16 protein-coding genes are annotated in these 22,174 nt (G+C 42.8%); 13 read left to right on the top strand and 3 right to left on the bottom strand.

The features are described 5' to 3' along the window. Window positions 1–32 precede the first annotated feature (32 nt). Window positions 33–986: a GDP-L-fucose synthase family protein gene (locus PQG83_RS10105; protein ID WP_312749014.1), complete on the top strand. Its 954-nt coding sequence runs from the start codon at window positions 33–35 to the stop codon at window positions 984–986. Window positions 987–1,219: 233 nt separating this feature from the next. Here PQG83_RS10105 and PQG83_RS10100 read toward each other — a convergent pair whose 3' ends face one another. After that, window positions 1,220–2,425, bottom strand: coding sequence for an ArnT family glycosyltransferase (locus tag PQG83_RS10100; RefSeq protein WP_312749013.1), 1,206 nt, complete (start codon window positions 2,423–2,425; stop codon window positions 1,220–1,222). Between the two features lie 497 nt (window positions 2,426–2,922). Here PQG83_RS10100 and PQG83_RS10095 point away from each other — a divergent pair, with 497 nt between their 5' ends. The 11 genes from PQG83_RS10095 (at window position 2,923) to PQG83_RS10045 (ending at window position 18,724) form a co-directional block, all read left to right on the top strand. Beyond that, the gene (locus PQG83_RS10095; protein ID WP_312749012.1) at window positions 2,923–4,116 is read left to right on the top strand and encodes a hypothetical protein; all 1,194 of its coding nucleotides are present in this window, start codon (window positions 2,923–2,925) and stop codon (window positions 4,114–4,116) included. A 395-nt stretch (window positions 4,117–4,511) separates the two neighbouring features. Beyond that, a complete protein-coding gene (locus tag PQG83_RS10090; RefSeq protein WP_312749010.1) occupies window positions 4,512–6,548 on the top strand; it encodes a right-handed parallel beta-helix repeat-containing protein in 2,037 nt (678 codons plus the stop codon). Between the two features lie 19 nt (window positions 6,549–6,567). Further along, a complete protein-coding gene (locus PQG83_RS10085; RefSeq protein WP_312749008.1) occupies window positions 6,568–7,767 on the top strand; it encodes a glycosyltransferase in 1,200 nt (399 codons plus the stop codon). A gap of 336 nt (window positions 7,768–8,103) precedes the next feature. After that, a complete protein-coding gene (locus tag PQG83_RS10080; protein ID WP_312749007.1) occupies window positions 8,104–9,591 on the top strand; it encodes an oligosaccharide flippase family protein in 1,488 nt (495 codons plus the stop codon). Window positions 9,592–9,781: 190 nt separating this feature from the next. Beyond that, entirely contained in the window at window positions 9,782–10,687 is a 906-nt protein-coding gene (locus PQG83_RS10075) for a nitroreductase family protein (protein ID WP_312749005.1), read from the top strand. After that, the gene (locus PQG83_RS10070; protein ID WP_312749003.1) at window positions 10,684–11,862 is read left to right on the top strand and encodes a polysaccharide pyruvyl transferase family protein; all 1,179 of its coding nucleotides are present in this window, start codon (window positions 10,684–10,686) and stop codon (window positions 11,860–11,862) included. Before PQG83_RS10075 ends, PQG83_RS10070 begins: the two co-directional genes overlap by 4 nt. A 746-nt stretch (window positions 11,863–12,608) precedes the next feature. Then, the gene (locus PQG83_RS10065) at window positions 12,609–13,571 is read left to right on the top strand and encodes a glycosyltransferase (RefSeq protein ID WP_312749002.1); all 963 of its coding nucleotides are present in this window, start codon (window positions 12,609–12,611) and stop codon (window positions 13,569–13,571) included. Window positions 13,572–13,962: 391 nt separating this feature from the next. Further along, complete coding sequence (locus PQG83_RS10060; RefSeq protein ID WP_312749001.1) at window positions 13,963–15,126, top strand: O-antigen ligase family protein; 1,164 nt, start codon at window positions 13,963–13,965, stop codon at window positions 15,124–15,126. A 246-nt stretch (window positions 15,127–15,372) separates the two neighbouring features. Beyond that, a complete protein-coding gene (locus PQG83_RS10055; protein WP_312748998.1) occupies window positions 15,373–16,593 on the top strand; it encodes a glycosyltransferase family 4 protein in 1,221 nt (406 codons plus the stop codon). Between the two features lie 52 nt (window positions 16,594–16,645). After that, entirely contained in the window at window positions 16,646–17,335 is a 690-nt protein-coding gene (locus PQG83_RS10050; RefSeq protein ID WP_312748996.1) for a class I SAM-dependent methyltransferase, read from the top strand. 210 nt (window positions 17,336–17,545) lie between these two features. Further along, window positions 17,546–18,724 carry a glycosyltransferase family 4 protein gene (locus tag PQG83_RS10045; RefSeq protein ID WP_312748995.1) on the top strand — a complete coding sequence of 393 codons (1,179 nt, stop codon included), beginning with the start codon at window positions 17,546–17,548 and terminating at the stop codon, window positions 18,722–18,724. Window positions 18,725–18,751: 27 nt separating this feature from the next. Here PQG83_RS10045 and PQG83_RS10040 read toward each other — a convergent pair whose 3' ends face one another. Beyond that, the gene (locus PQG83_RS10040) at window positions 18,752–19,588 is read right to left on the bottom strand and encodes a class I SAM-dependent methyltransferase (RefSeq protein WP_312748994.1); all 837 of its coding nucleotides are present in this window, start codon (window positions 19,586–19,588) and stop codon (window positions 18,752–18,754) included. 124 nt (window positions 19,589–19,712) lie between these two features. Between PQG83_RS10040 and PQG83_RS10035 the strand changes: the two genes are divergently transcribed. Next, window positions 19,713–20,480 carry a WecB/TagA/CpsF family glycosyltransferase gene (locus tag PQG83_RS10035; RefSeq protein WP_312748992.1) on the top strand — a complete coding sequence of 256 codons (768 nt, stop codon included), beginning with the start codon at window positions 19,713–19,715 and terminating at the stop codon, window positions 20,478–20,480. A 151-nt stretch (window positions 20,481–20,631) separates the two neighbouring features. Here PQG83_RS10035 and PQG83_RS10030 read toward each other — a convergent pair whose 3' ends face one another. After that, entirely contained in the window at window positions 20,632–22,113 is a 1,482-nt protein-coding gene (locus PQG83_RS10030; protein WP_312748991.1) for a GumC family protein, read from the bottom strand. Between the last annotated feature and the right edge of the window lie 61 nt (window positions 22,114–22,174).

Genomic DNA, 22,174 nt, shown 5'->3' with positions numbered 1-22,174 from the left:
ACATTACCATCAAATTGAAATAACTAAACTCTATGGAACCTAAAGGTAAAATATTCATCGCCGGGCATAGGGGAATGGTCGGAGCTGCTATTCTCCATCAGCTTCAAATCCTGGGATATTCCGATCTTGTTACCAGAACTCACGGTGAGCTGGATCTGACTAATCAACAAGCGGTGAAAGATTTTTTTGCGAAAGAAACCCCTGACTATGTCTTCCTTGCTGCCGCAAAAGTGGGAGGAATATTAGCCAACGATTCTTTTCCTGCTGAGTTCATTTACCAAAACTTGGCTATTCAGACGAATGTGTTACATGAAGCGTATCGATGCGGAGTTAAGCGCGTGCTGTTTCTCGGAAGTGTCTGCATTTATCCCAAGCATTGCCCACAACCCATTAAGGAAGATTACCTCCTGACCGGCCCATTGGAACCTACCAACGAGCCCTACGCCATCGCGAAAATTGCTGGAATCAAGTTATGCGAATCCTACAACAGGCAATATGGGACGCAATTTCTCTGTGCCATGCCCACAAATCTTTATGGCCCTGGGGATAATTTCGATTTACAAACCAGCCATGTGTTACCGGCCCTCATTCGAAAATTTCATGAAGCCAAAACGAAGGGGACACCTGTCACACTCTGGGGAACCGGCTTGGCTAAAAGAGAATTCCTTCATGTAGAGGATTGTGCCCAAGCTTCAATCTTCCTGATGAATTTACCTGAGGATCGTTTTGCTGAACTTATAAATTATTCGGCAGGCCCACTGATTAATGTGGGTTGCGGAGAGGACATCACGATTCGAGAGCTAGCCGACATAACCCGAAAGGTTGTGGGAGACGAAAGTGAGATCCAGTGGGACTTTACCAAGCCGGATGGCACTCCAAAGCGTAAATTAGATATTACCCGACTTCAGAAGTTAGGGTGGAAGGCCTCAATTTCTCTAGAAAAAGGTATCAAGGATACATATGACTGGTATCTCCGGCTAAAATGAATTCTAAAAAATGCAAGAAATATTCTCCTATTTTTTGTTCCATCAACTTGTTGTTCATTTGGCTTGAGATGTCTCCTTGACTATTCCCCCATGGTTGACGGAGAGGGAAAGTTTTATTTGAACGTTGTTCCTGCTGGCCACAACGACATGCGCAAGCGACAGAAAGCGCGCAAGGCAAAGTAATCTCGCCAATAAAATTGTCTTGTTCCGAGGCCTCAACCGAGATGGGAGTTTTATTTCACGTCCTGGCGGGTCTGGGATTTAAAGACAGAACGGTTGCCCCATCTCAGTCGCAATTCCTCGATCGCAATTCCGGAAAAAATTGCGAGAAATGGAATGAGGGGCACGGAGTACCTGGCTAAAGCAATAATCGGTAAATGGATGATATAGAAATACCCTGCAAATATAAGAATTGGAACTATTTGTTTGAAGTAGCCATTTCGAATACAGAAGTACACGCCAAGAGCAGCCAAAATGAGATAAGGGGTTTGGACTAAAACATTGAGTATGGTCGACTTCCAGGTCCGACCCGCAAACCAAAAATTGAAAACATTTTGCAAGGAACATCGAACCAGCAATTCAGGTGATTTTCGATATTCATCGTAAACGGTTTGCAAGAGATACTGATTGAAACGTACCTCATCCTCAGCGTTATAAAAATATTGGAAAAACATTTCACGGTGAGGTAATTGTAGTTGCGCGGCAACCGCATTGAGTTGTTTGGCTGCCTCAGAATATTGCTGACCCATATTCGCTTCGAATGAAAATTTTTTGCAGACATATAGGCCGTGGGTTGCTGAAGTTCCCGTTACCGACATGGTTGGGATGAATTGATGGACCAGCAAATAATTCCGGGCAATCCAGGGGGCCAGCACAAGGAGCATGCCCAGGCCCATTAACGCCAACCTGGGCACCCAAATTTTGAAGATTGAGTGCCATTGTTTTTTTAACAACACAAAACCAAAGAGAAATGCGGGAAAGAATATGGTTGTGCTTTTTACCATCGTGGCCATTCCTAATAAGATTCCCGCAATACCGAAGTCGAGCATCTTCGTTCGGCCAAAAGCTTTGCATAGTGCGAGAACAAACCCAGTGGTAAGGAGAGTAAACAAAGATTCCGTGCCACTTCTGCTTTGAGCAAAAAGGATAGCCGGGTGGGTCAAAAATAAAAATGCAGCCAATGTTGCGGTCGCTTTGTGATCGGTAAGTCGCCAGGTCAGGTGAGCCACAATCCAGGCCGTGAAGAGGCCTAAAGTCAGATTGACTATCTTCACCGCAATCAAACTGTTGGGAAAAAAATAGAAGATGAGTGTCAAAAAGAGTGGGTAGCCGGGGGGTCGCAGGAGTGTCTCGGAAGTGTCAGGGAAAATTCTATACCCGTTGCCGGCAAGAAGGTTTGACGCTATTTTGTCATAGTCATCCGGAAAACTGTTAATCATATAAATCCCAGGAAAAAATTCCGTAATACCTGGGATAACAAGGAACAGAAAAAGGATCTGTATCAGGCCTCCGATAATGATCCAACGGGCGTAGAAAATAGGAGCACTCAAGTTAAGGCTCGTGTCTAACTTGTGATGAAGGATAGATGAAAATGATGAATTCTATATAAAATTTTTCAAAATTCATTCCTGCTGGCAGCTATGCATTGAATCTAATTACGAGCGCTGGATTCGTTAGCTCCCTACGGTTAGGGGACGCATTTTGCTTTTTCCCCCTTAGGTTTTGTGAAAAATAGGACTCAAAGCATTTATAAAATATGGAAACATAAGTGTTCCCAAAAAAATATGTGCCCATTCATTTTACCGATGTTGATTGGTTCTTTTGGAAAAACATTTTTTAGGAAATTACAACCAAAACTTTAATGGCAAATCGGCTTATTCAGCAATGTGTGCTTCCCTAAGTAATGCAACCTATAAAATAAATTTCAGATTTACACGTGAATGTAACGGCTATAAATACCAACAGCAGGCTTATCAATCTTGGGCTAATCGGTCTGGGAACCTTTTTGGGGATCTTCTTTATTTTTGTTATTGGAGAAACTTATTTTAGGCTTTCTATCAAGACAGAAGCATCTGGGTTGTCAGGCGACTTTAAGATGTATAATGAAAGTCGCGGTTGGGCGCTACGTCCTGGGAATTACCGTCATTTCAATTTCAGAGCATTTCGTGAAGTGGAATTCACCGTCAATGAGGATGGGCTTCGAAACCATAAGTTTTCGTTTGCCTTACCGGCTGACAAAGAGCGTCTCACAATCCTAGGTGATTCCTTTGTGTTTGGTGAGGCCTTAAACGATGGAGAGCATCTTACGGACCAACTCCAAAAACTTGGTGAAGAACAATTTGAGTTTATCAATGTATCCACACCAGGATATGGTACGGGACAAGAAATACTTTTGATTAAAGATTTAGTGGATCATGGATACCAAATTGGCAACAAACTTATTTTGGCATTTTTCACAAATGATATCCTTGATAACCTCGGACTTGACTATTCACTCAAACGCTCCACCATAAAGCCGGTATTTACTATCAATAACCGGGGAGAAATCGACCATAGCGTTCCTGAGAAACCTGAAATCAGAAAAACAAGGAGGAGCTTTCTTGAGAGGTCCTTGTTTTTTAACTTTGTTCGTTCGCGAATTGAAATTTTAATCGCTGCCAATTCTGAATTACTAGACTACCTGGAGATATTCGGCATTGCTCCTGATCTACCGCGCGTCCCCGGTATTATTACAGGGTGGTATAACCCTGGTTGGGAAGAGCGTTGGGCGGTAACGCGAGATCTACTTATTTACCTGGCTAAGCTCACCAGAAATGAGTATGGTGCAGATCTTTCTATATTGTTCATACCTTCACCCTTTCAGGCTTCAGGAATTCATAAGGCAATCCTGGCCAATAAACGGGAAAAAGATCCAAGATATGAGACCTTTCTAGAAGATTTAGAGAGACCCCAAAACTTACTGAGAAAATTTTGCGATGAACTTGGAATTCCGTTTATTGATGCTTCCCCCGCACTTCAAGAAACCGGAAAAGAAATCCCCATGTTCTTCCCACGAGAAGGTCATCTCAATGAGCACGGGTCTCAAGTCGTGGCGGAGCTTTTATATCGTTCCATCAAGCAAAAGCCTTAATCAGCTCAGGATCTCTTTTGAGCCGGTAGACTGGCACATGAACACATCTGAAAGTGGCTACAATAGGTAAGAGGTGTGTTATGAGAATGCGTAGAAATGGAAGCAGGAGTTGAAGGGGGAATCGACTCTAGTGGTTGAACGAGGAAATTCTCCCAAGGAGAGTTTCAAAGGGGTGGGCAAATCCAATGTCGGAGAAATCAACCTTTAATGGTGATCGATTCGTGGGAAACATCGCGCACTCTTAGCCGGTGTAGCTATTAACAAAACAGGGAAAATGCATAAAAAGGCATTGGAATTTTTGACGAGGTGTCCGAAAGAGGGCCACTGAAAGTGCATCCGATCAGAGCGAAGGAAGTTTGGATCTTAGGGAAGTTTTTTTGTGGACCCTTCGTAAGATGAGATCGATTACTAATATGCGTTTTTTCGTTGTTCTGGGTTTATTCGTATTCATTGTTACTCCTGGTGCCTATGCAGCAGAATTTTTTGTGACGCATGCTGGTCAATCATTAAATGAGGTTAGGCAAGCGGTAAGGGAATATAAAAAGGGGTTGCCTCCCAAAGAATCCATAACGGTTTGGCTTGAAAAGGGAACGTATTATTTGGATGCACCTGTTGAATTTGATGAGAAGGATTCTGGGAGTGAGAAATTTCCGATTATCTATCGAAGCAAGCCTGGGGAGACGGTAAGTATTTCCGGTGGGCGAAAAGTTAATGGATTTGTTCCGGTTACGGATGAGGCTATCCTTTCGCGTTTAGAAAGCTCTGCTCGTCCACATATTGTTGAAGCTGATCTCAATGGTTGGAAAGACGTAGATTTTGGAGAACCTGTTCCGGTATTTCTCCAAGGTCAATGGCCACAGGCCAATAATGCAAACCTGTTAGAGTTGTTTTATGACAGTAAGCGAATGCCGTTATCTCGGTGGCCGAATGCAGGCTATACAAATATTGATCGCGCTGTAGGACCTACAAAAATTACAAGCCATAGAAAAACGGGAACCGTTGAAGCCCATTTCACCTATTTCGGCTCACGCCCAGAGCGATGGTTTGCTGAAGCCGATATTTATCTCAATGGCTTCTTTTTCTGGGATTGGGCGAATGCGTTCGAAAAAATTGAAACGATTGATACTGTAACGAAGACAATCAAGGCCGCCCCTGAATCCCCAGATATCCTACACCCAACTCCTTACTCTTTTCATAAATATGGACATCGGGACGGCCAACGCTATTTTGCCTTAAATCTCCTTTCAGAAATTGATTCGCCTGGTGAATGGTTTTTCGATAGAAACACAAAGAAAATATATTTTTATCCTCCAGGACCGCTGGAACCTCAGACGGTGGAATTATCCATTCTTCCACTTGTCCTTTCCTTTAATGATACCTCGTGGGTAACATTTCAAGATATCTTCATTGAAGAATCACGAAACACTCTGGTGTCCATAAAAGACGGGAAAAGAGTTCTTTTTGCGAAAAATACCTTCCGTAATAGTGCTGGGTATGCGGTGAATATTGAACGAGGGTTCAATCATGAAATTAAAAATTCAGAGATTAAGGACGCTGGGCAGGGTGGGATTCTGATTAGGAAGGCCGGCGACCGACTCACTTTAACCCCGGCGAACCATATTATTGATAACAATGTCATTCACCATATTGGAGTGATTCAATCCGGAAGCCCCGGTATTGTTCTCAGCAAGAGTGTTGGAGTCACGATTAGTCATAATGAACTCTACGACATGCCTCATAATGCTATAAAACTCGGCGGGAATGATCATATTGTTGAATACAACGAAATTTATAATGTGGTCAAAGAAACAAGCGATTCCGGTGCTATTTATATTGGAAGAGATTGGACAGAACGTGGGCATATTGTGAGATATAATTATTTCCATGATTTAGTCCCAATTGCTGGAGGAGCCATTCAAGCAGTGTATCTTGACGATTTGGCGAGCGGATTTTTGATTCAGGGAAATATATTTCACAATGTACAAAGGGGGATACTATTAGGTGGTGGTAGGGATAATCGAATTGTTAACAACATTTTTTCTAATACCAATCTTAATGTGTATATAGATGGCCGTGGAGCTAAACCAAAAAGTTCCCATATCCAGCCTAACGGTCAAACGATGAAAGCACTTCTTGCAATGCCATACAAGAAGCCGCCATGGAGCACTCGTTATCCTCAATTAGTGAATATTTTGAATGAAAAGCCTGGGCACCCACTTGGAAATCTTGTTGAACATAATCTATTTCTTAAATCAGGAAAATTGCTGATTCTTCCTGAAGCAGAAGGATTGATTGAATTCAATCAGAATTTTGAAGAAGGTACGCCAAACTTTAATACTGTTATGAAATCTAATTTTCAAGTCGATTCAAAATCTAAGTCATTAGAATTTGGATTTAACCAAATACCGTTTCATGAAATCGGTAAATATTAATTGATTTGAAACGAGTTTTATGAACTATAAACCGGCTGTAGTCGTCGTGGCCTTTAATCGTCCCAATGCATTGCAAAGGCTACTTGAATCATTAAATGCAGATTTACAGGCAGAAGCAGTCGATCTTGTTTTGAGTGTGGACTATGGAGGGCCCTCTTCGGTAGCTGAAATTGCTACTTCTTTTATTTGGAAGTATGGCAAGAAGAGGGTCATCCTGAGGGATGAAAATCTCGGCCTCCATAAACATATACTTGCATGTGGGCAACTGACTGATGAATATGGATCGATTATATTGCTTGAGGATGATTTATATATTTCACCTTGCTTCTACCAATATGGAGTTCAAGCCATTAATTTTTATCAAAATGATAGCCGTATTTCAGGTATCTCTTTATATGCCCATGGTTTTATTCAAACGAGTGCAGATCGATTCCCATTTAACCCAATTAAGGATAAATGGGATGTGTATTTTATGCAGCACCCTGCATCCTCTGGGCAGGCCTGGACGGATAAGCAATGGAGCCGGTTTATGGAGTGGTATGCGAAAAATAAAAATGGAGATGGTTTACGAAACCTCCCAGAAAAAATAGCCGCGTGGCCAGAATCCTCGTGGAAGAAATATTTCAATTCATACATGATTGCTCAGGACAAATACTTCGTCTATCCATACATTTCACTGACCACAAACTTTGGTGAAAGCGGCACGAATATGTTGAAAAACTCATCATTCCAAGTTCCCTTAGAGTTAAATAGGAGGAAATTTGAATTTGGGGACATTGATGACTCCATTGCTGTGTATGATACCTACTGTGAACTATCAAGTGATCGACTTTCTAGATTATGTAAGGAGCTGCAGTGCTACGATTTTGAAGTAGATATATATGGAACAAAAAATTTAAAAAGAGTTGCAAAAAGTTACATTCTAACATCCAAGGCAGCAAAGAAGCGGGTGCAAGGCTTTGCCCTTGAATTAAGACCAGCGGAGATGAATGTAATTATGGGTATAAAGGGGGAAGATATCGGGCTTTGTAGGAAAGAGGATGTTTCTGAATTACCACAGACCGCTAGAGATGAATTTCGGAATTTTGTTTTTTTCTACAGAATTTCTTTACCGGTGCAAACATGGATCAAATATTGTGGGGTTAGGATATGGCAGGCACTGAAACTTAGGCTAGACCTTTCTAAAATTTTCAAATATCTCTGTGTGACAGTTTATTAGAATTAGTGGACACCAATGAACCGGTTGAAAATGCATTCACCTAATATTCCTAAAGTACTTGGAACCGACCTTCCGGAGTGCTTGTGTCGCGGAATCTTGTCGATTATGTCAGGCAAAATGTACGACAATAGGACAAGTTTCTCAACCAATTCAGCTCAAAAACTAATTAATGAGAGTTGTGTTTACGAACACCCTACCTGAAAAGCAACTCGTCTGAACATGCGAATAGTCTAATCGAAACGGTAGATTAAAGGAAGCAGCGCTGGGTACCGCTACGTTGTTGGGGGGCACTAGACCCCTATTTCAAGAAATCGCAGCGTCTCATTTTTACAAAATATGGATGAAATAGGAAAGAATTTCGGCAAGCAGGTCGCAATGGGTGCTCTCTGGTTGGCTGGTGCCAAGGTTTTCGCTCGGCTGCTCACAACCGTAAGACTAATTCTTCTCGCTGCTATCTTACCACAAGACCAGATTGGTCTATTTGGCTTGGCTGCCGTTGTAATGCAGTTGCTAGAGACGCTCTCACAAACTGGCATGCAGACCGCATTAATTCAACGAAAAGGGAATGTTCAAGAATACCTAGGAACTGCATGGGTAACTCAGGTGGTGCGTGGAATTATCCTCAGCATTGCAACTCTACTTCTCGCTGATAATTTTGAAGTATTCTTTGATAAAGCTGGTGTTGCCAGTCTACTTTACATTCTGGCACTCGTACCAGTTTGCTTTGGCATTCAAAACATTGGTTTGGTGTTGCTTCATAGAGAGCTTCGGTTTAGTAAGGTAGTCGGAATCCAAGTGGGTAGTGCGTTCGTTGATTTAATTCTATCTTTGCTAGTTGCGCTTCAAACACCTTCTGCTATTGCTTTAGTTTGGGGTCGGGTAGGTGCTGCAATATTTACGGCAATAGCCAGTTTTGTTTTAGAAAAACGTTGGGGTAATTTTTCGTTCTCAATGTCCAAGTCTTACGAGCTATTCTCCTTTGGTGTATGGGTTTTCATTTCAGCAATCTTAAGCTTTACCCTAGTGAGAGGAGGCGATATAGTTATCGGTAAATTACTTACACTTGAAGATCTAGCTGTTTATCAGATTGCTTATGCATTGGCTTGTGGCCCAATTATGGAGGTTATGGCCGTAATTGGAGGAACAGCGCTTCCTGCCTACAGCCAGCTGCAACACCAACATACAAGACTTTCTTCGGCATTTCTTCGAATTCTGGCCTCCTCAAGTTTTCTTGCTTCACTTTCGATTGTAGGATTTGCAATTCTTGCCGAGGATTTCACGGCATTATTCTTTGGACCGGAGTACAAAATGATGGCAACTCTGTTACCTCCTTTAGCCATATGGGGAGCCTGTCGAGGTTTAGGAGCGTCAAATAGTGTACTATTTCTTGGGATCGGCAGGCCGGCAATTGCAACCGTCTTTCAGTTTTTTATGTTGATCTTGTTCCTAGTTGGACTAATTCCAATATCCATTCGTTACGGAATCATGGGGACTGTTCTTTCATTAGCGTTGATCGGCCTTTCCGCTCAAGCACTTCGGTATTTCTTGATTATTCATGTCGTCAACATTTCCGGCCGTGAAATTTTTAAATGCCTAATCATTCCAATTTGTATTGCCACACTTTCGGGAGTTGCTGCGTGGATTTCGATGTCAGTAATTACCCCCCACCTATATGCTCTGCGTCTAATGATTGGTGGGTGTGTTTTGCTGTCTACTTTTTCTTTGGGATCCCTCTGGCTGGACAATTATTTTAGACTTGGTTTGCGGGACTTTGTGCAAAGCGTCATGCCAAAACGCTTCGCTTTCGTTCTCGGGAAAAATTAGCGCAACAAAAGTGATTTACTTTTTCAAACGCATCTTCCGCTATTTGCTCAATCGTTATGAGCAATCAGTCTTCTACAGAGAACTGATTGGTTTTTGTTCACGAGTACCTATATTTGCCGATCTTTGGTGTTTTCTAAGCGGACGATTCCGTCGCGATCATGGCGCAATCTTTGCGGGCAGGTACAAACATATGGATGAAGTTGAACGAAGCCAAAGTCATGGTGCTGAATTCAAATTAAGACGAAACATACATCGCTTAGAAAAAGGTCTGATTATGAGGCCTAGGCGGGACGATTTTGCTTTAGATTATATTGCTGAAACGGTTGTTATTTTCGATGCACTTTCCAATCGTCAACGACAAAAAATCAAGAAAGAAAATGAACTGTTGCTCAAATGGGCTCACGACGTTCTCGATCATTATTTCTCAATAACTAGGGAGCATCCAACCATAGTTACTTGCAAAAAAAAATTCAGAACAATAAACCTGCTTAAAAGCACCGACAGGGACGATTCTTCTCCTTTTTGCCCCTACACCAGAAAGAGTGAGGACATTCCCGATATTTCTATTAATCAATTACATAAGCTCGCACAATATCGACGAAGTTGCCGCTGGTATCTACAAAAACCTGTGTCTCGTGCCATTATTGATCAGGCTATGGAGGTTGCAATGCTCTCACCAAGCGCCTGCAATCGACAACCATTCCGCTTTATAATTTTTGATAACCAGCTGTCAGCTTCCGACGTTGGCAGCATACCAATGGGTACGATTGGATTCAGCCAAAATTTCCCTGCCATTGCCGTTATTGTTGGCCAATTGGATGCTTTTTCGGACGACCGCGACAGACATGTGATTTACATCGATTCTGCACTTGCGGCCATGGCATTTCAGTTCGCATTAGAGGTACAAGGTGTAAGCTCATGTTGCATTAATTGGCCAGATATTGAGGCAAGAGAAAAGTTGATGGAAAAACGTCTTGGCCTTGCGAAGCACGAACGCCCAATACTTTCAATTTCTTTCGGCTACGCGGACCCTAAAGGACAAGTTCCCTACTCTCAAAAAAAGGCTCTTGACGAAATCCGAATCTACGCCCAATGATCATTCAAATTCACGGCGCTGGTTTCCATAATTACGGTGCTTGGCTCATGCTGGAAACAGTTATTTCAGAACTGTCGAGTCGCCTATCTCATCTTGGCCCGATTGAATTCTGCGCACTACCGAGCCCCGGTACGACTTACGAAATAGCCGCAACCTATAATTTAAAAACCGTCTTGCCACAAACTTGGCGGCGAAATCCCATCAAATACCTTACCGCACCGTTCTTCGAACGATTGATACCGGACGAATTGCAGCGCATTCTTGGAATCGTTCCTCGCCACAAAGTCGATGCCATGATTGACATCTCCGGCTATGCATTTGGGGATCATTGGGGACCGGATATTTCTAGAGTTTGTGGGCGTCGATTTCGCTTTTTACATGATCGCGGCAAACCAGTAATCATGCTTCCCCAAATGATGGGACCATTTGAAAATGAGAAAGTCAAGCGAGAAACCTTGAATTTTTTGCCGTACATCGATCGCATTTATGTTCGAGATAGAAGTTCCCTTTTGGCGATTAATGAAATCCTTGAGGACCAAGCAAAGGTAAAGCTCGCACCAGACATTACCATTTTCTCGTCTGGAGAATTCGTTGAAGCCCGACCCCCCTTCGCTTGCATTATTCCAAATGAACGAATGTTCGATAAGGGAGCCAAAAAGTGGGGTTCACGTTACCTTCAATTATTGACTCAAGCTGGGCAAAGAGCGCTTGCACTAAATCGTGACATTGTCCTTCTAAGCCATGCGCCAGGTGGTGGCGATCTTGCTATTGCGCATCAACTCGCCGACAGACTCGATTCACCGCGTGTTGAAGTTGTCACCAATGTGACTCCAAAACGCGCAAAAGGAATTATTTCAAACGCCGATTTAGTTGTCGGATCAAGATTTCATGCGTTGGTTGCAGCGCTATCGTCTGGTGTGCCTGCTATTGCAATTGGTTGGGCCCACAAATACTCCCATCTTTTATTGGATTTCGGCATTCCCAATTTAAACTTCGATCCCGATCAAACAAGCGAAGAACTCCTCGATCTTATTGCAGAATGTTTGAACGAGACTCACAATGCGACTATCAGGCAGACTTTGCAAAACTTCAAAAAGGAAATGGTCTTACCCAATGAACAAATGTGGCAGGACGTTGCTTCCTGCTTTCAGCATTACCTTAAAGAGAATAGCTGACAACGATAATTAATTTTGCGAAATAAAGGTCATTGCATTTTCTTTTCCGTTACAGGGGAACCTATCAAGCGTATAAAACTTAATTTTTATGACTCCATTTCCCCATAGTTTGCTAAGAGATGACCTTCAAAGAAATTTAAATGGTGGATTCGCTGAATGCCATGCTGCTTGCATTAGAGACTTTTAGCGGTGACTGAAAGCATTGGTCCAACAATTTCATCTATTTTCCCTTCAAAACAAGTTTGAAAAGTAGTTTTTGCAGCATGAGCTGCTTTCATAAGTTAAATATTATAAATTCTCAATTGTATCCAGAATTCGATTTACAATTTCCTGATGGGTGTCGATAAATTTCCAGATGATGATTGATAACTTCACCTGACAGCATTCAATGAAACGCATTTGAGATTTCTGATTGCGAAAAGCCCATTGGGATTAGGGAATTTCAAAAATTGTATTTGAAATCCATCCAGCAAATTGTCAGTAAATAACACATTGGTCCAAAGCCTGTGAATATTCTGATTATAGAACCTTTTGTGAGTGGGCATCACGGTATCTATCTTCAATGGATGGTTTATGCCCTTATCAAAAAAGGACATCAAGTACAGGTTGGCACGTTCAAGGAGAGTCTTCATCATCCGACAGTTCAAGCGATGTTATCGACACAGGACAAAAATATTTCGTTCATTACCTGTGACCTCCAAAGATTCGACACCTCCGACAGAAATTTCTTTAAGATGATACATAAAATGATCAAATTTAGAAGGATTTTTCAGGATTTATACAAGCGGGGATTAGAAAATTGTCAGATTGATTTCGTTATGCTGCCTTACCTGGATTATTGCACTTACGCCTTTGCGATTCTCGGTTCGCCTTTTGCCAAAACCCCCTGGGCGGGGCTCGTAATGAGGGCAGGATTCCATCATTCTGCATGTGGTGTCAAAGCTCCCCCTGGTAGTTTGGATTCGGTTAAAGAACGATTGTTTTTTCGACTCCTTCGGAATTCATTCCTGCAAGCCCTATTTACGATTGATGTGACACTGAAGGAGTACACTGAAAATCTGTCGCTCCTTCAAGGCTCCCGTTTGGTTTTTATTCCAGACAGTACGGAAACAAAACGTTCAATGAGCCGAGAGCAGGCAAGGCAGGAATTAGGAATTTCGAAACATGGGTTCATCGTCCTGGTTTACGGGGCGCTATCCTTACGTAAAGGGATTGAAGTTTTAATACGGGCAATGGAGGACCGGAGCTTTCCTTCCGAAGGATGCTTGTTGTTGGCAGGAAAGCAGGATGAAGAAGTAGAGAAATTTCTTTTGTCTCCGTTGGCCAATAATTTAAAAATGAGTGGTCGGATTCATCAAATGAACCGATATCTAAGTGTGGATGAGGAAAATATGGTATTCTCAGCTGCTGATGTGGTTTGGCTTGGCTATCAAGGGCATTACCACATGAGCGGGGTGCTCGTGCAAGCGGGTGTCATGGGACTACCGGTTATTGCGAGTGATGAGGGTTTAATCGGGTTTTTAACCGAACGATTCAGCTCCGGCATTGTTGTGACTGCCTCTAATGCCACGGCAATTGCCACTGCCATTGGAGAGCTAAGTCGGAATGTCAACATCGCACAACAATACGGGGAAAACGGCCGTTTAGCCTACGCCTCACATAATCTGGAAAACTTTTCAAGAATCCTGGTCGAATCCGTTGAGGGGTGAGCCCAAGGAAATCTAGTTCTATCCAAGGTTTTAGGCATTAAAGCTCAAAATTTTGAAATCAAAATCGTGTATTGAGTGTGACCATCTCCAGAAGGGGAAGGATATTCCATACAGGAAAATTGGTAAAAACCAAATCAGCCTTCCTGAAAAAATGCCATTCATAAGTATGACCTCAAACTTTACTTATCCTCTATCTACGCAGTCTTCAAGTGAATTAGATCCGATGTCTATTCCGCAGTTATTTCGAATTGAGATTATCTAAGCTGACTGTATGGTTACCCTCGGTATATATGTTTGCATCCTCATTGCACTACTTGTAGGAACCTGGCTCCGTCCAGCGATTGCTTTGGCCAGTCTGATATGCGTGAAGGTTCTTGATTTCTGGGGACAGATGGCCCACCCCTTCTTCTTCCATTATGAAAAATTCACCAACTTGTTCATGGTTGCCTTGGTTGGGCTGGGTATATTTCGTGCTCAGCCATTTGCCTTTCGGCCGACTCAAAGGCTCCCTTGGGTGCAGATAATAACGATCTGCCTGTTTCTTTATGCCGCAATCTCCCTCTCCTGGTCCCCGGCATTTGAAAAAGGGATGGAGCAGTGGAATTACAGCTGGCCCTATATGGTCCTTAATGTGCTCCTGTTACCATTGTTATTCCGACACCCAACCGATTTACAAGATGGTTTATCTGCAATTCTATACCTTGGTGCTGTATTAGCGACTCTCGTTGATTTATTTGTGGATTGGGACAATCGGTTCATTGGGACATTTTGGGATCCCAGCGAAACGATCTGGGATCCACTGGCATTCCCTGAAATGGCAGGGTTGGTCACATTGGCGGCGATCTTGCTCAATCATGAAAAAAGTTGGAAATGGACGGGAATAAAACTTATCGCGATAGTAGCAAGTATCATTCTGGTAATGAAATCTGAGACTCGCGGACAATTTATCCTGATGGTCACTATTCCGCTTGTGTTTTTGCCCTTTAGCAGACCAGTATCCAACCTGAAGCAATATGTGGTTTGGGCTCTTCTGGGGATAGGCTTGGCTTCACTGTCTCTCTATGCTCTCAATTCCTTTACTGCAATTGAGGACCGTTGGTCGTCATCTACATTTCAATCGGATTGGGAGGGACGGGTTCAAATGGCTTCGCAATTACTCCATCATTGGTGGAGGGCATCATCAGGCGATCCTGCAGCGCTTATTTTGGGCCTCGGGAATTCGGCTTCATTTGCAGGTAACATTGTGGGCTTTTATCCGCACATGGTTCCGATAGAAGTATTAGGGGAAGAAGGAATTTTCGGTTTGGGAATTTTTCTTGGACTTTTATGGGTATCCATTCGGACAATACGCAACGCATATAGTCTTGTAAAGCACGATCCTATTCAACGGGGCATTTGGGCCACGCTTGTCGCCAGTTTTGTTTTTGCCTTTTTGTTGTCTTTTAAGCAAGGATCGCTTGTGGGGTCCGGCACACATATTTTTTTATTCGTCATCTTACTTGAGAGACAAGTGGCAATCCTCACCGCCGAACAACAGGAATATGTAGTTGGATAACCTTGGCTGGTAACCCTTGTTGAAACTACATCCTAATTAAGTTGTTGGAACAGACAGCATTGATGGTAGCAGTGAAATTTAATTTCTGAAAAACTTACCTTAGGGAATTTGATATTTTCGTTCAATAATTCGAAGTTTTTGGATACAAAAACTTTTGGTAGGTATCCCGATATTTTGGTAGACTGACGAATTGTTTCGACAAGGTAGTCTGCGAAAGTTTTCCTGCCTGGGAACGTATTGCCTTTGATGGATTTTTCAATTACTTATCACTTTTTTCCCCTCAAATATGAACTCATGCAAACCGTATTAATTATTCAGAGGATCCTTCCGTATTATAGGATAAAGTTATTTTGTCAGTTGCGTCACAAACTTGCTCTCCATGGTATCAGTCTTAAATTAATTTATGGACAGGAAAAAATGGGTACGGTGCCCCGGACCCAACACATCGACGAGCCATGGGCGGTGCGAGTGGAAAACCAGTATTGGGCACTCGGGAAGCAAGAGCTTGTTTGGCAACCGGTACTGAAGTACGTATTAGGTGTTGACTCTATTATTGTTGAACAGGCAAATCGATTGCTTGTTAATCATTGTCTTCTTCTTCGTCGAAAGTTCACAAATCGGCCACAAATTGCCTATTGGGGACATGGCAAAAATCTCCAGGCCAAGAACAAACACAGCTCAAGGGAACGTCTTAAGCACCGCCTTTTAGGTCAAGCCGACTGGTGGTTTGCCTATACCTCCATCAGCGCAAAGGTCGTGGCGGGCGCAGGTTTTTCAAAAGATAGAATCACCAATGTTCAGAACACCATTGATGTCCTCGAATTTTCCGAAGCAAAGGAGAGAACGGATCAAGCTGCCATAGCGAGACTTAAAACCAATTTAGGACTCAAGGGGAAAAATGTGTGTTTGTATTGTGGAGGAATTTATTCTGAAAAACGCATACTTTTTTTACTTGAAGCATGTTTGAAAATAAAATATTTATTGCCGGATTTTGAGATGATCATTGTGGGAGATGGGCCTGACCAACATCTCGTCGAAACAGCTGCAAGAACAACACATTGGCTTCATTACGTGGGGCCTAAACATGGGGTGGATCGTGTTCCATTTTTTTTAATGAGTAAGGCCTTGTTAATGCCAGGAATGGTTGGCCTCGCGGTCGTCGATAGTTTTGTTGCCGGCACGCCACTGTTTACGACCGATATACCCATACACAGTCCAGAAATTGCTTATCTGGTGAATGGAGTGAATGGTGGTATCACACCAAATTCGACAGATGCGTATGCAAATGCTGTCGTCGAATACTTGACCTCTGAATCAATGCAAACACTCATGCAACGAGGCTGCGAGGAGAGTGCCAAAAAGTATTCGTTAGAGAATATGGTTGATCATTTCACCGCAGGGATTCGAGCATGGCTAGAGGGTCCAGTTTACAGGAAAGGAAACTCTGACACTGTGACTACAGGATGAATGGTTACCGTAGCTGGTGCTGACCCATTTTTAGGATAGATAAGAAGCGCATATGAAAGACAAGTATGATCAGTTTTATCATTTATCCCTCCAAAAAGAAAACTTCCGCGATGTTTCCCTTGGTAGCTGGCCCAAGAATCGACTTGAAGCCATCACGGCGATCGAAGGAAAGGGGGAAGCCATTCTCGATATTGGGTGCGGCTCTGGTTATCTTTTATATCAGTTCAGACATCGTTTTAATAAGTTGATTGGTTTGGAGTACTCCCAGCACAGACTCGCGCATGCAGAAATAAACCTTGCAGATTTTTGTTTCCTGCCGATTCAGGGGACGGCGGAGGATTTATCTCAGCTTGCATCAAATTCCATCGATCGTGTCGTTTCAGCCGATACCATCGAGCATATACCAGATGTCTACAAAGCGGCAGAGGAGATGCACCGGGTGCTAAGACCGGGTGGGTTACTGGTAATCAACACACCCAACATCGCTTTTCTCAAGAAGCGAGTTCTGCTTATGGCAGGCCGCTTTCCGTCGACATCCCAAATGAATGAAGGGCTGGGAAGTGATATTCTTTTTGATGGCGGGCATTTTCACTATTTTACTTTTCGATCCCTGCGCTTGCTGCTAGAGAAGTTCGGTTTTAAGATGGTTAAAAAAGTCGGCTATGGTCGTTTCGGTGTGGTGCATAATTTCTGGCCGAATCTATTAAGTGGTGGCGTCCAGTGGGTGGCAACCAAAGAGTAAAACCATTAGGATTTCAAAAAATAAGCCGTCTTCCGGGTGTTGGTTCGTGCTTAGAGCCGGGCTAGGAGAAAAATGGTCGCATCGTCCGAGCCGGTAAGCTTACACTGATTGCCCTACATGCATATCGAAAAAATAAAAACAGTACTAACGGTATTTTTTATTGATAGGAACCATGCAGCAGAAATATTGTTTCATTAATAAGAATTTCGTATGAGAATCCTGATTGTTCATAATCGTTATCAGCAGGCCGGTGGCGAAGATAATGTCGTCGAAGCTGAGCATGCTCTATTAACACAACATGGTCATGATGTTGAACTTTTGCTTGTTGATAATAGGGATCTTCCCAATGGGGTTCTCACGCAGATCAAAACTGCTTTCACAGCAACTTACTCTAGGATTGGGCGCGCAAAGCTGCGAGAGGCAATAAACTTCTTTCGCCCCGAGCTTGTTCATGTTCACAATTTCTTTCCGCAGTTGAGTCCATCAATTTACGATGCTTGTGCCGATGAAGGTGTTGCCGTTGTGCAGACCCTCCATAATTATCGACTCATTTGCCCTGGTGCTTTGCTCATGCGAGATGGAAATATTTGTGAACTATGTATTACGGGTTCACCCTACCAGGCTGCGGTTTATGGCTGTTATCGTAATTCAAAACTGGGCAGTTTGGCTGTTGCCCATATGGTTTCAACCCACCGGCGATTAGGAACCTGGGCGAAAAAAGTGAATCACTTTATTGCATGCACAGAATTTTCAAAATCAAAATTCACTCAGGCCGGCTTTTCTGAAGACCAGATTAGTGTGAAGCCCAACTTCATAGTCGATCCACGACCCTCTACTGATCCTAAGAACCGGGATGATTGGAAAACTCGTGAACCATTTGCTCTTTTTGTTGGACGGCTCAGTCCGGAAAAAGGACTCAGAACTCTTTTTAAAGCATGGACCACCTTGGACACTCCTTATGACCTCAAGGTAGCCGGCTGCGGTCCTCTTGAAGCTGAGATGCCAGAGCAGGCCAATATTGTGGGTCTTGGCTTTCAGGAGCAGGATAATATCCGTTCCTTGATGAACCAGGCTCTCTTCCTGGTTGTACCCTCTGAATGGTATGAAGGTTTCCCAATGGTCATTGTGGAGGCATTTGCGCATGGGCTGCCGGTGCTGGCATCGAAATTGGGAAGCATGGGAGAAATTATTGAAGATGGGATAACCGGGCTATTTTTTGAGCCTGGTGATGCTAGGGATCTTGCACTCAAGGCTTGTTGGTTGCTGGAACGGCCCGGAGAGTGTCGGCGTATGGGGAGAAATGCTCGCAATAGATACGTGGAGAAATTTTCTCCTGAAGTAAACTATGCTCAGCTGCTAAGCATCTATATGCAGGTAATAGTCCAATAATTTAACTCGGATTTTAGGGTGAGGTATTCAAAAAGCTTTGAACGCCACTCCAATCCCTGCGCCGGGATACCAATGATCCTTGGGAACTTCCTGAAAGAAAAGGTAGTTTCGTCCGGTCATTCGCGAAAATTGAAATAACTTATCGGTGCAATGAGAGTTGTCACCAAGTATAAACGCATTTTGAGTCAGTTTATTCTGGATTGTGTGGTATTCCCTCAATTCATATTCCGCAGAATGGGCGCTGTCATTTATGAATAGATCAATGGGTTTGCTAAAGGTATTAAGACTCTCGATTGAGTCTCCGATCAAGATTTCTCCATATTTTTTATACTCACCTGACAACAAGTATCCTGCCTTAGGATTTATGTCAGTGCCGTAATAAAATCCGGGGAGCCCCTCTTTGCAATTTTTCATTAATGCTGCAGTGATTACACACGAGCCAAGTCCTTTATCAATCCCAGTTTCGATAACGACTTGCGGACGAAAGGCCCTAATCAATGCATACCAGCCAACTCTGCGACCGTATCGAGCCTCTTTGTCTGCGATGATAGACCAAGAACTTTTAGCCGTTTGATTTTCAATATGAGACTTAAGATGTGTATCTTGTTCAATTTCATTTACATAGCCCATCAGTTCATCGAAACTTTTTTGTGTAACATTTGCAAGGAAAGACACAAGATGCTTCTTATTCAATTCCGTTAAGTCATAGGTTAGATTGGTGGTTTCCCTGGATCCATACAGCCAGCGAAGCACTTTGTTCAGTTCCCCCAAAAGATAGGTGGACGCTATCTTGATACGAAATAAGAAGATCACAAAACGCCCTAAAAATGGAGTTCTTGCCAAAATGTGTATGAATTGTGTCATGATTAGTTTCCTAACTCTTTTTGCAAATAAAGGGCCCTTCGCCAGTAGGGAGGTTTTCAACGAAGAAAGGTTAGAGCGTTGATGAGTTTACCCCCGTCGCTAACAAGTTGCATGGGAAATTTTTATGGGTAGTTCCTTTATCCGCCAGAGAGTGATTGCAATGTGGGTTGATACTGGTACCTTTGATGATACAAGCTCGCTAGTTTTCAAGTGGATAAACGAAGCAAAGGGTCGCTACATTTGCGTTTCCAATGTGCATATGTGCATGGAATGTCTGGATAATGCCACATTTGCAGATGTAGTTAAAAATGCTGATCTAGTTGTGCCAGACGGGAAGCCAATAGCCCTGGCACTCAAGCTCTTGGGCCATGAATCTGTCGAGCAAATTCGTGGCGCGGATCTGACCGAAGAAATTTTAAAGTATGCTGATTCCAAAAACGCTGTGATTGGTTTCTATGGTGGAACGGAAACGGCCTTGGCACGTATACGGGAAACTCTCAATCGGGATTATCCCGGCATAAAAATAGGATGCATGATTTCACCACCGTTTAGAGCCTTGACAGAGTTTGAGGTTGCTGATGACATAAGGCTCATAAATGAATCAGGTACGCAATTGCTTTTTGTTGGATTAGGATGCCCTAAACAGGAGCGTTGGATGGCCGCTAATGTGAAGCACCTGAATGTTACCCTTGTAGGAGTTGGTGCTGTCTTTGATTTTCTCAGTGGTGAGAAACCTATGGCCGCGGAGTGGATACGTGCAATAGGAATGGAATGGTTTTTTAGGTTAATTTCTGAACCTCAACGTTTATGGAAGCGATACGCTACGACCAACCCTAAATTCATATGGTATTTGGGGAAGCAATATATTGGACATTTTATACATAAAAATTAGCCATAATATTTGAAGGCAACTGTCCAGAGAATGCGGCAGAGAAGAAACTTGGGACCTTTACCCATCGACATGTTATCGTTTGGGACCATAGGCTAACACGTCTCTGGTTTCTTCTTCTTAATCTCCTGGCCTAGTTCTTAATTCACTTTTCTTACTTTTTATAATTAATGCTGGCAAGGACAGGGATTCCCTGCTCAAGCGAGAGTTGTTCTGGTCTTGTGTATCCGCCCTTGAAGAATTCCGACACAAATGCCCAAGCCACTCCACTTAGCAACCCAAAAGCGATACCGAAGTACAAGATGAGAGACTTTTTCGGTTTAATCGGTGAAATTGGTGGTGAGGCGGATTGTATCACGCTCACATTTGCAAGTTGCTTCTTATCCATCTCTGTGGAGATATTTGCCATTTCAAGTTTTTCCACATAAATTTTTAAATTTTCTTTATCTTTGTTGACCTCACGTTGGAGTCCGTCAAACTGTTTTTCTAATTGATTGAGTCGTGAAATGTGACTATCAATTTCTACAATTTGTCCCAAAAAGACTCCTTGCTTGGTCTTGAGCGAAGTTAACTCAGATTCTGAACTCAAAAGCTCTAGCTGAATGTCTTGGTAGACAGGGTTTCTGACTGTTTTTATCTGCTCTTTGGCTTGGGCTTCTTGTTTATTAATTAATGTCTGAATTAGAGCTATTTCCTCCCGAACATCAGTAACCATTCGACTGCTTTCCTGATATTTTCCTAAAAGTTGTTGTTCTTTTCGCCTGAGAGCCAGCAACTCGTTTCGTGTGGCATTGATGGTCGGGTGTTCGCTTTCGGTTTCAGTCGAAATAGGAATGTATTGAGGAATATCGTGTAACTGCCTTTTTAAGGAGTTTATTTTTGAGCTTAAGCCCTGGACTTGGTCCTCATTAGCTTTTGATCTACTGTCTATCGTTTGCCGTTGGTCAAAGAGGAGATTTCGTTGATCTAATATGGAAGAAATCCCATGCTCTCTCTTGAATTCTTGCAGAGCGGTTTCGGATTGTTCCAAATTTTTACGAAGTGTTTGCACCTGCTCTTCCAAAAAGGAGGTCTGCGGATTACTGAAAATGGCAAGATGCTTTTCTTTCAAAAAATCACCGAGTAAATTCACCACCTGTGCAGCTACCTGGGGATTTTGGTGCTCAAAGCCAACCACAATCACATTCGATTTTCCTGGTCTATCTACAGATAGATTTCCCGGGAAGTACGTTAATGCAACCTCAAGAGGCGAAATGGTTAATTTATCCATTTCAAAAATTTCGGGATATAAACTTTTAACCCCAATGGTCTCCACAACCTTTTTGATGAGATCTCGACTGGTGAGAATTTTAATTTCAGGCTCAACAACTGCTTGGAGATCAAAAGCCATTTTCGGGGAATGGTCTCCTACTTCCGCATTGTACATGTGCTCTCTTCCTATTTTCACCATAAGACTTGATTCTGCTCGATAAATCGGTGTCATCTTCATCGGAACAATGTAGGAAAGCATTGTACAAAATACGAAGATCGCGATGATTTCCCACTGGTGTTTGAATAGAATCGTGAGGATATCCCGTAGACTAAAAAACCCACTTTCTTGATTGAGGCGGGTTGGTTGGGAGGGAAGATTGCTCATGTTCACTATAATGGACGCTAAATTTTTCTTTGATTATCTGGGAGGAGATAGACGTTCAATT

Source organism: Candidatus Nitrospira neomarina, from assembly GCF_032051675.1.
Taxonomy (GTDB): Bacteria; Nitrospirota; Nitrospiria; order Nitrospirales; family UBA8639; genus Nitrospira_E; species Nitrospira_E neomarina.
This window is presented reverse-complemented; position numbering and strand designations above follow the sequence as displayed.

What these genes read in the sequence shown, in the direction of transcription:
- PQG83_RS10090 (WP_312749010.1), top strand. Translation starts at nt 4,512, where the DNA reads ATGAGATCGATTACTAATATGCGTTTTTTCGTTGTTCTGGGTTTATTC.
- PQG83_RS10035 (WP_312748992.1), top strand. Translation starts at nt 19,713, where the DNA reads ATGGGTAGTTCCTTTATCCGCCAGAGAGTGATTGCAATGTGGGTTGAT.
- PQG83_RS10060 (WP_312749001.1), top strand. Translation starts at nt 13,963, where the DNA reads ATGGCCCACCCCTTCTTCTTCCATTATGAAAAATTCACCAACTTGTTC.
- PQG83_RS10105 (WP_312749014.1), top strand. Translation starts at nt 33, where the DNA reads ATGGAACCTAAAGGTAAAATATTCATCGCCGGGCATAGGGGAATGGTC.
- PQG83_RS10085 (WP_312749008.1), top strand. Translation starts at nt 6,568, where the DNA reads ATGAACTATAAACCGGCTGTAGTCGTCGTGGCCTTTAATCGTCCCAAT.
- PQG83_RS10100 (WP_312749013.1), bottom strand. Translation starts at nt 2,425, where the DNA reads ATGATTAACAGTTTTCCGGATGACTATGACAAAATAGCGTCAAACCTT.
- PQG83_RS10065 (WP_312749002.1), top strand. Translation starts at nt 12,609, where the DNA reads ATGATCAAATTTAGAAGGATTTTTCAGGATTTATACAAGCGGGGATTA.
- PQG83_RS10055 (WP_312748998.1), top strand. Translation starts at nt 15,373, where the DNA reads ATGGATTTTTCAATTACTTATCACTTTTTTCCCCTCAAATATGAACTC.
- PQG83_RS10040 (WP_312748994.1), bottom strand. Translation starts at nt 19,588, where the DNA reads ATGACACAATTCATACACATTTTGGCAAGAACTCCATTTTTAGGGCGT.
- PQG83_RS10075 (WP_312749005.1), top strand. Translation starts at nt 9,782, where the DNA reads ATGGATGAAGTTGAACGAAGCCAAAGTCATGGTGCTGAATTCAAATTA.
- PQG83_RS10045 (WP_312748995.1), top strand. Translation starts at nt 17,546, where the DNA reads ATGAGAATCCTGATTGTTCATAATCGTTATCAGCAGGCCGGTGGCGAA.
- PQG83_RS10050 (WP_312748996.1), top strand. Translation starts at nt 16,646, where the DNA reads ATGAAAGACAAGTATGATCAGTTTTATCATTTATCCCTCCAAAAAGAA.
- PQG83_RS10080 (WP_312749007.1), top strand. Translation starts at nt 8,104, where the DNA reads ATGGATGAAATAGGAAAGAATTTCGGCAAGCAGGTCGCAATGGGTGCT.
- PQG83_RS10070 (WP_312749003.1), top strand. Translation starts at nt 10,684, where the DNA reads ATGATCATTCAAATTCACGGCGCTGGTTTCCATAATTACGGTGCTTGG.
- PQG83_RS10030 (WP_312748991.1), bottom strand. Translation starts at nt 22,113, where the DNA reads ATGAGCAATCTTCCCTCCCAACCAACCCGCCTCAATCAAGAAAGTGGG.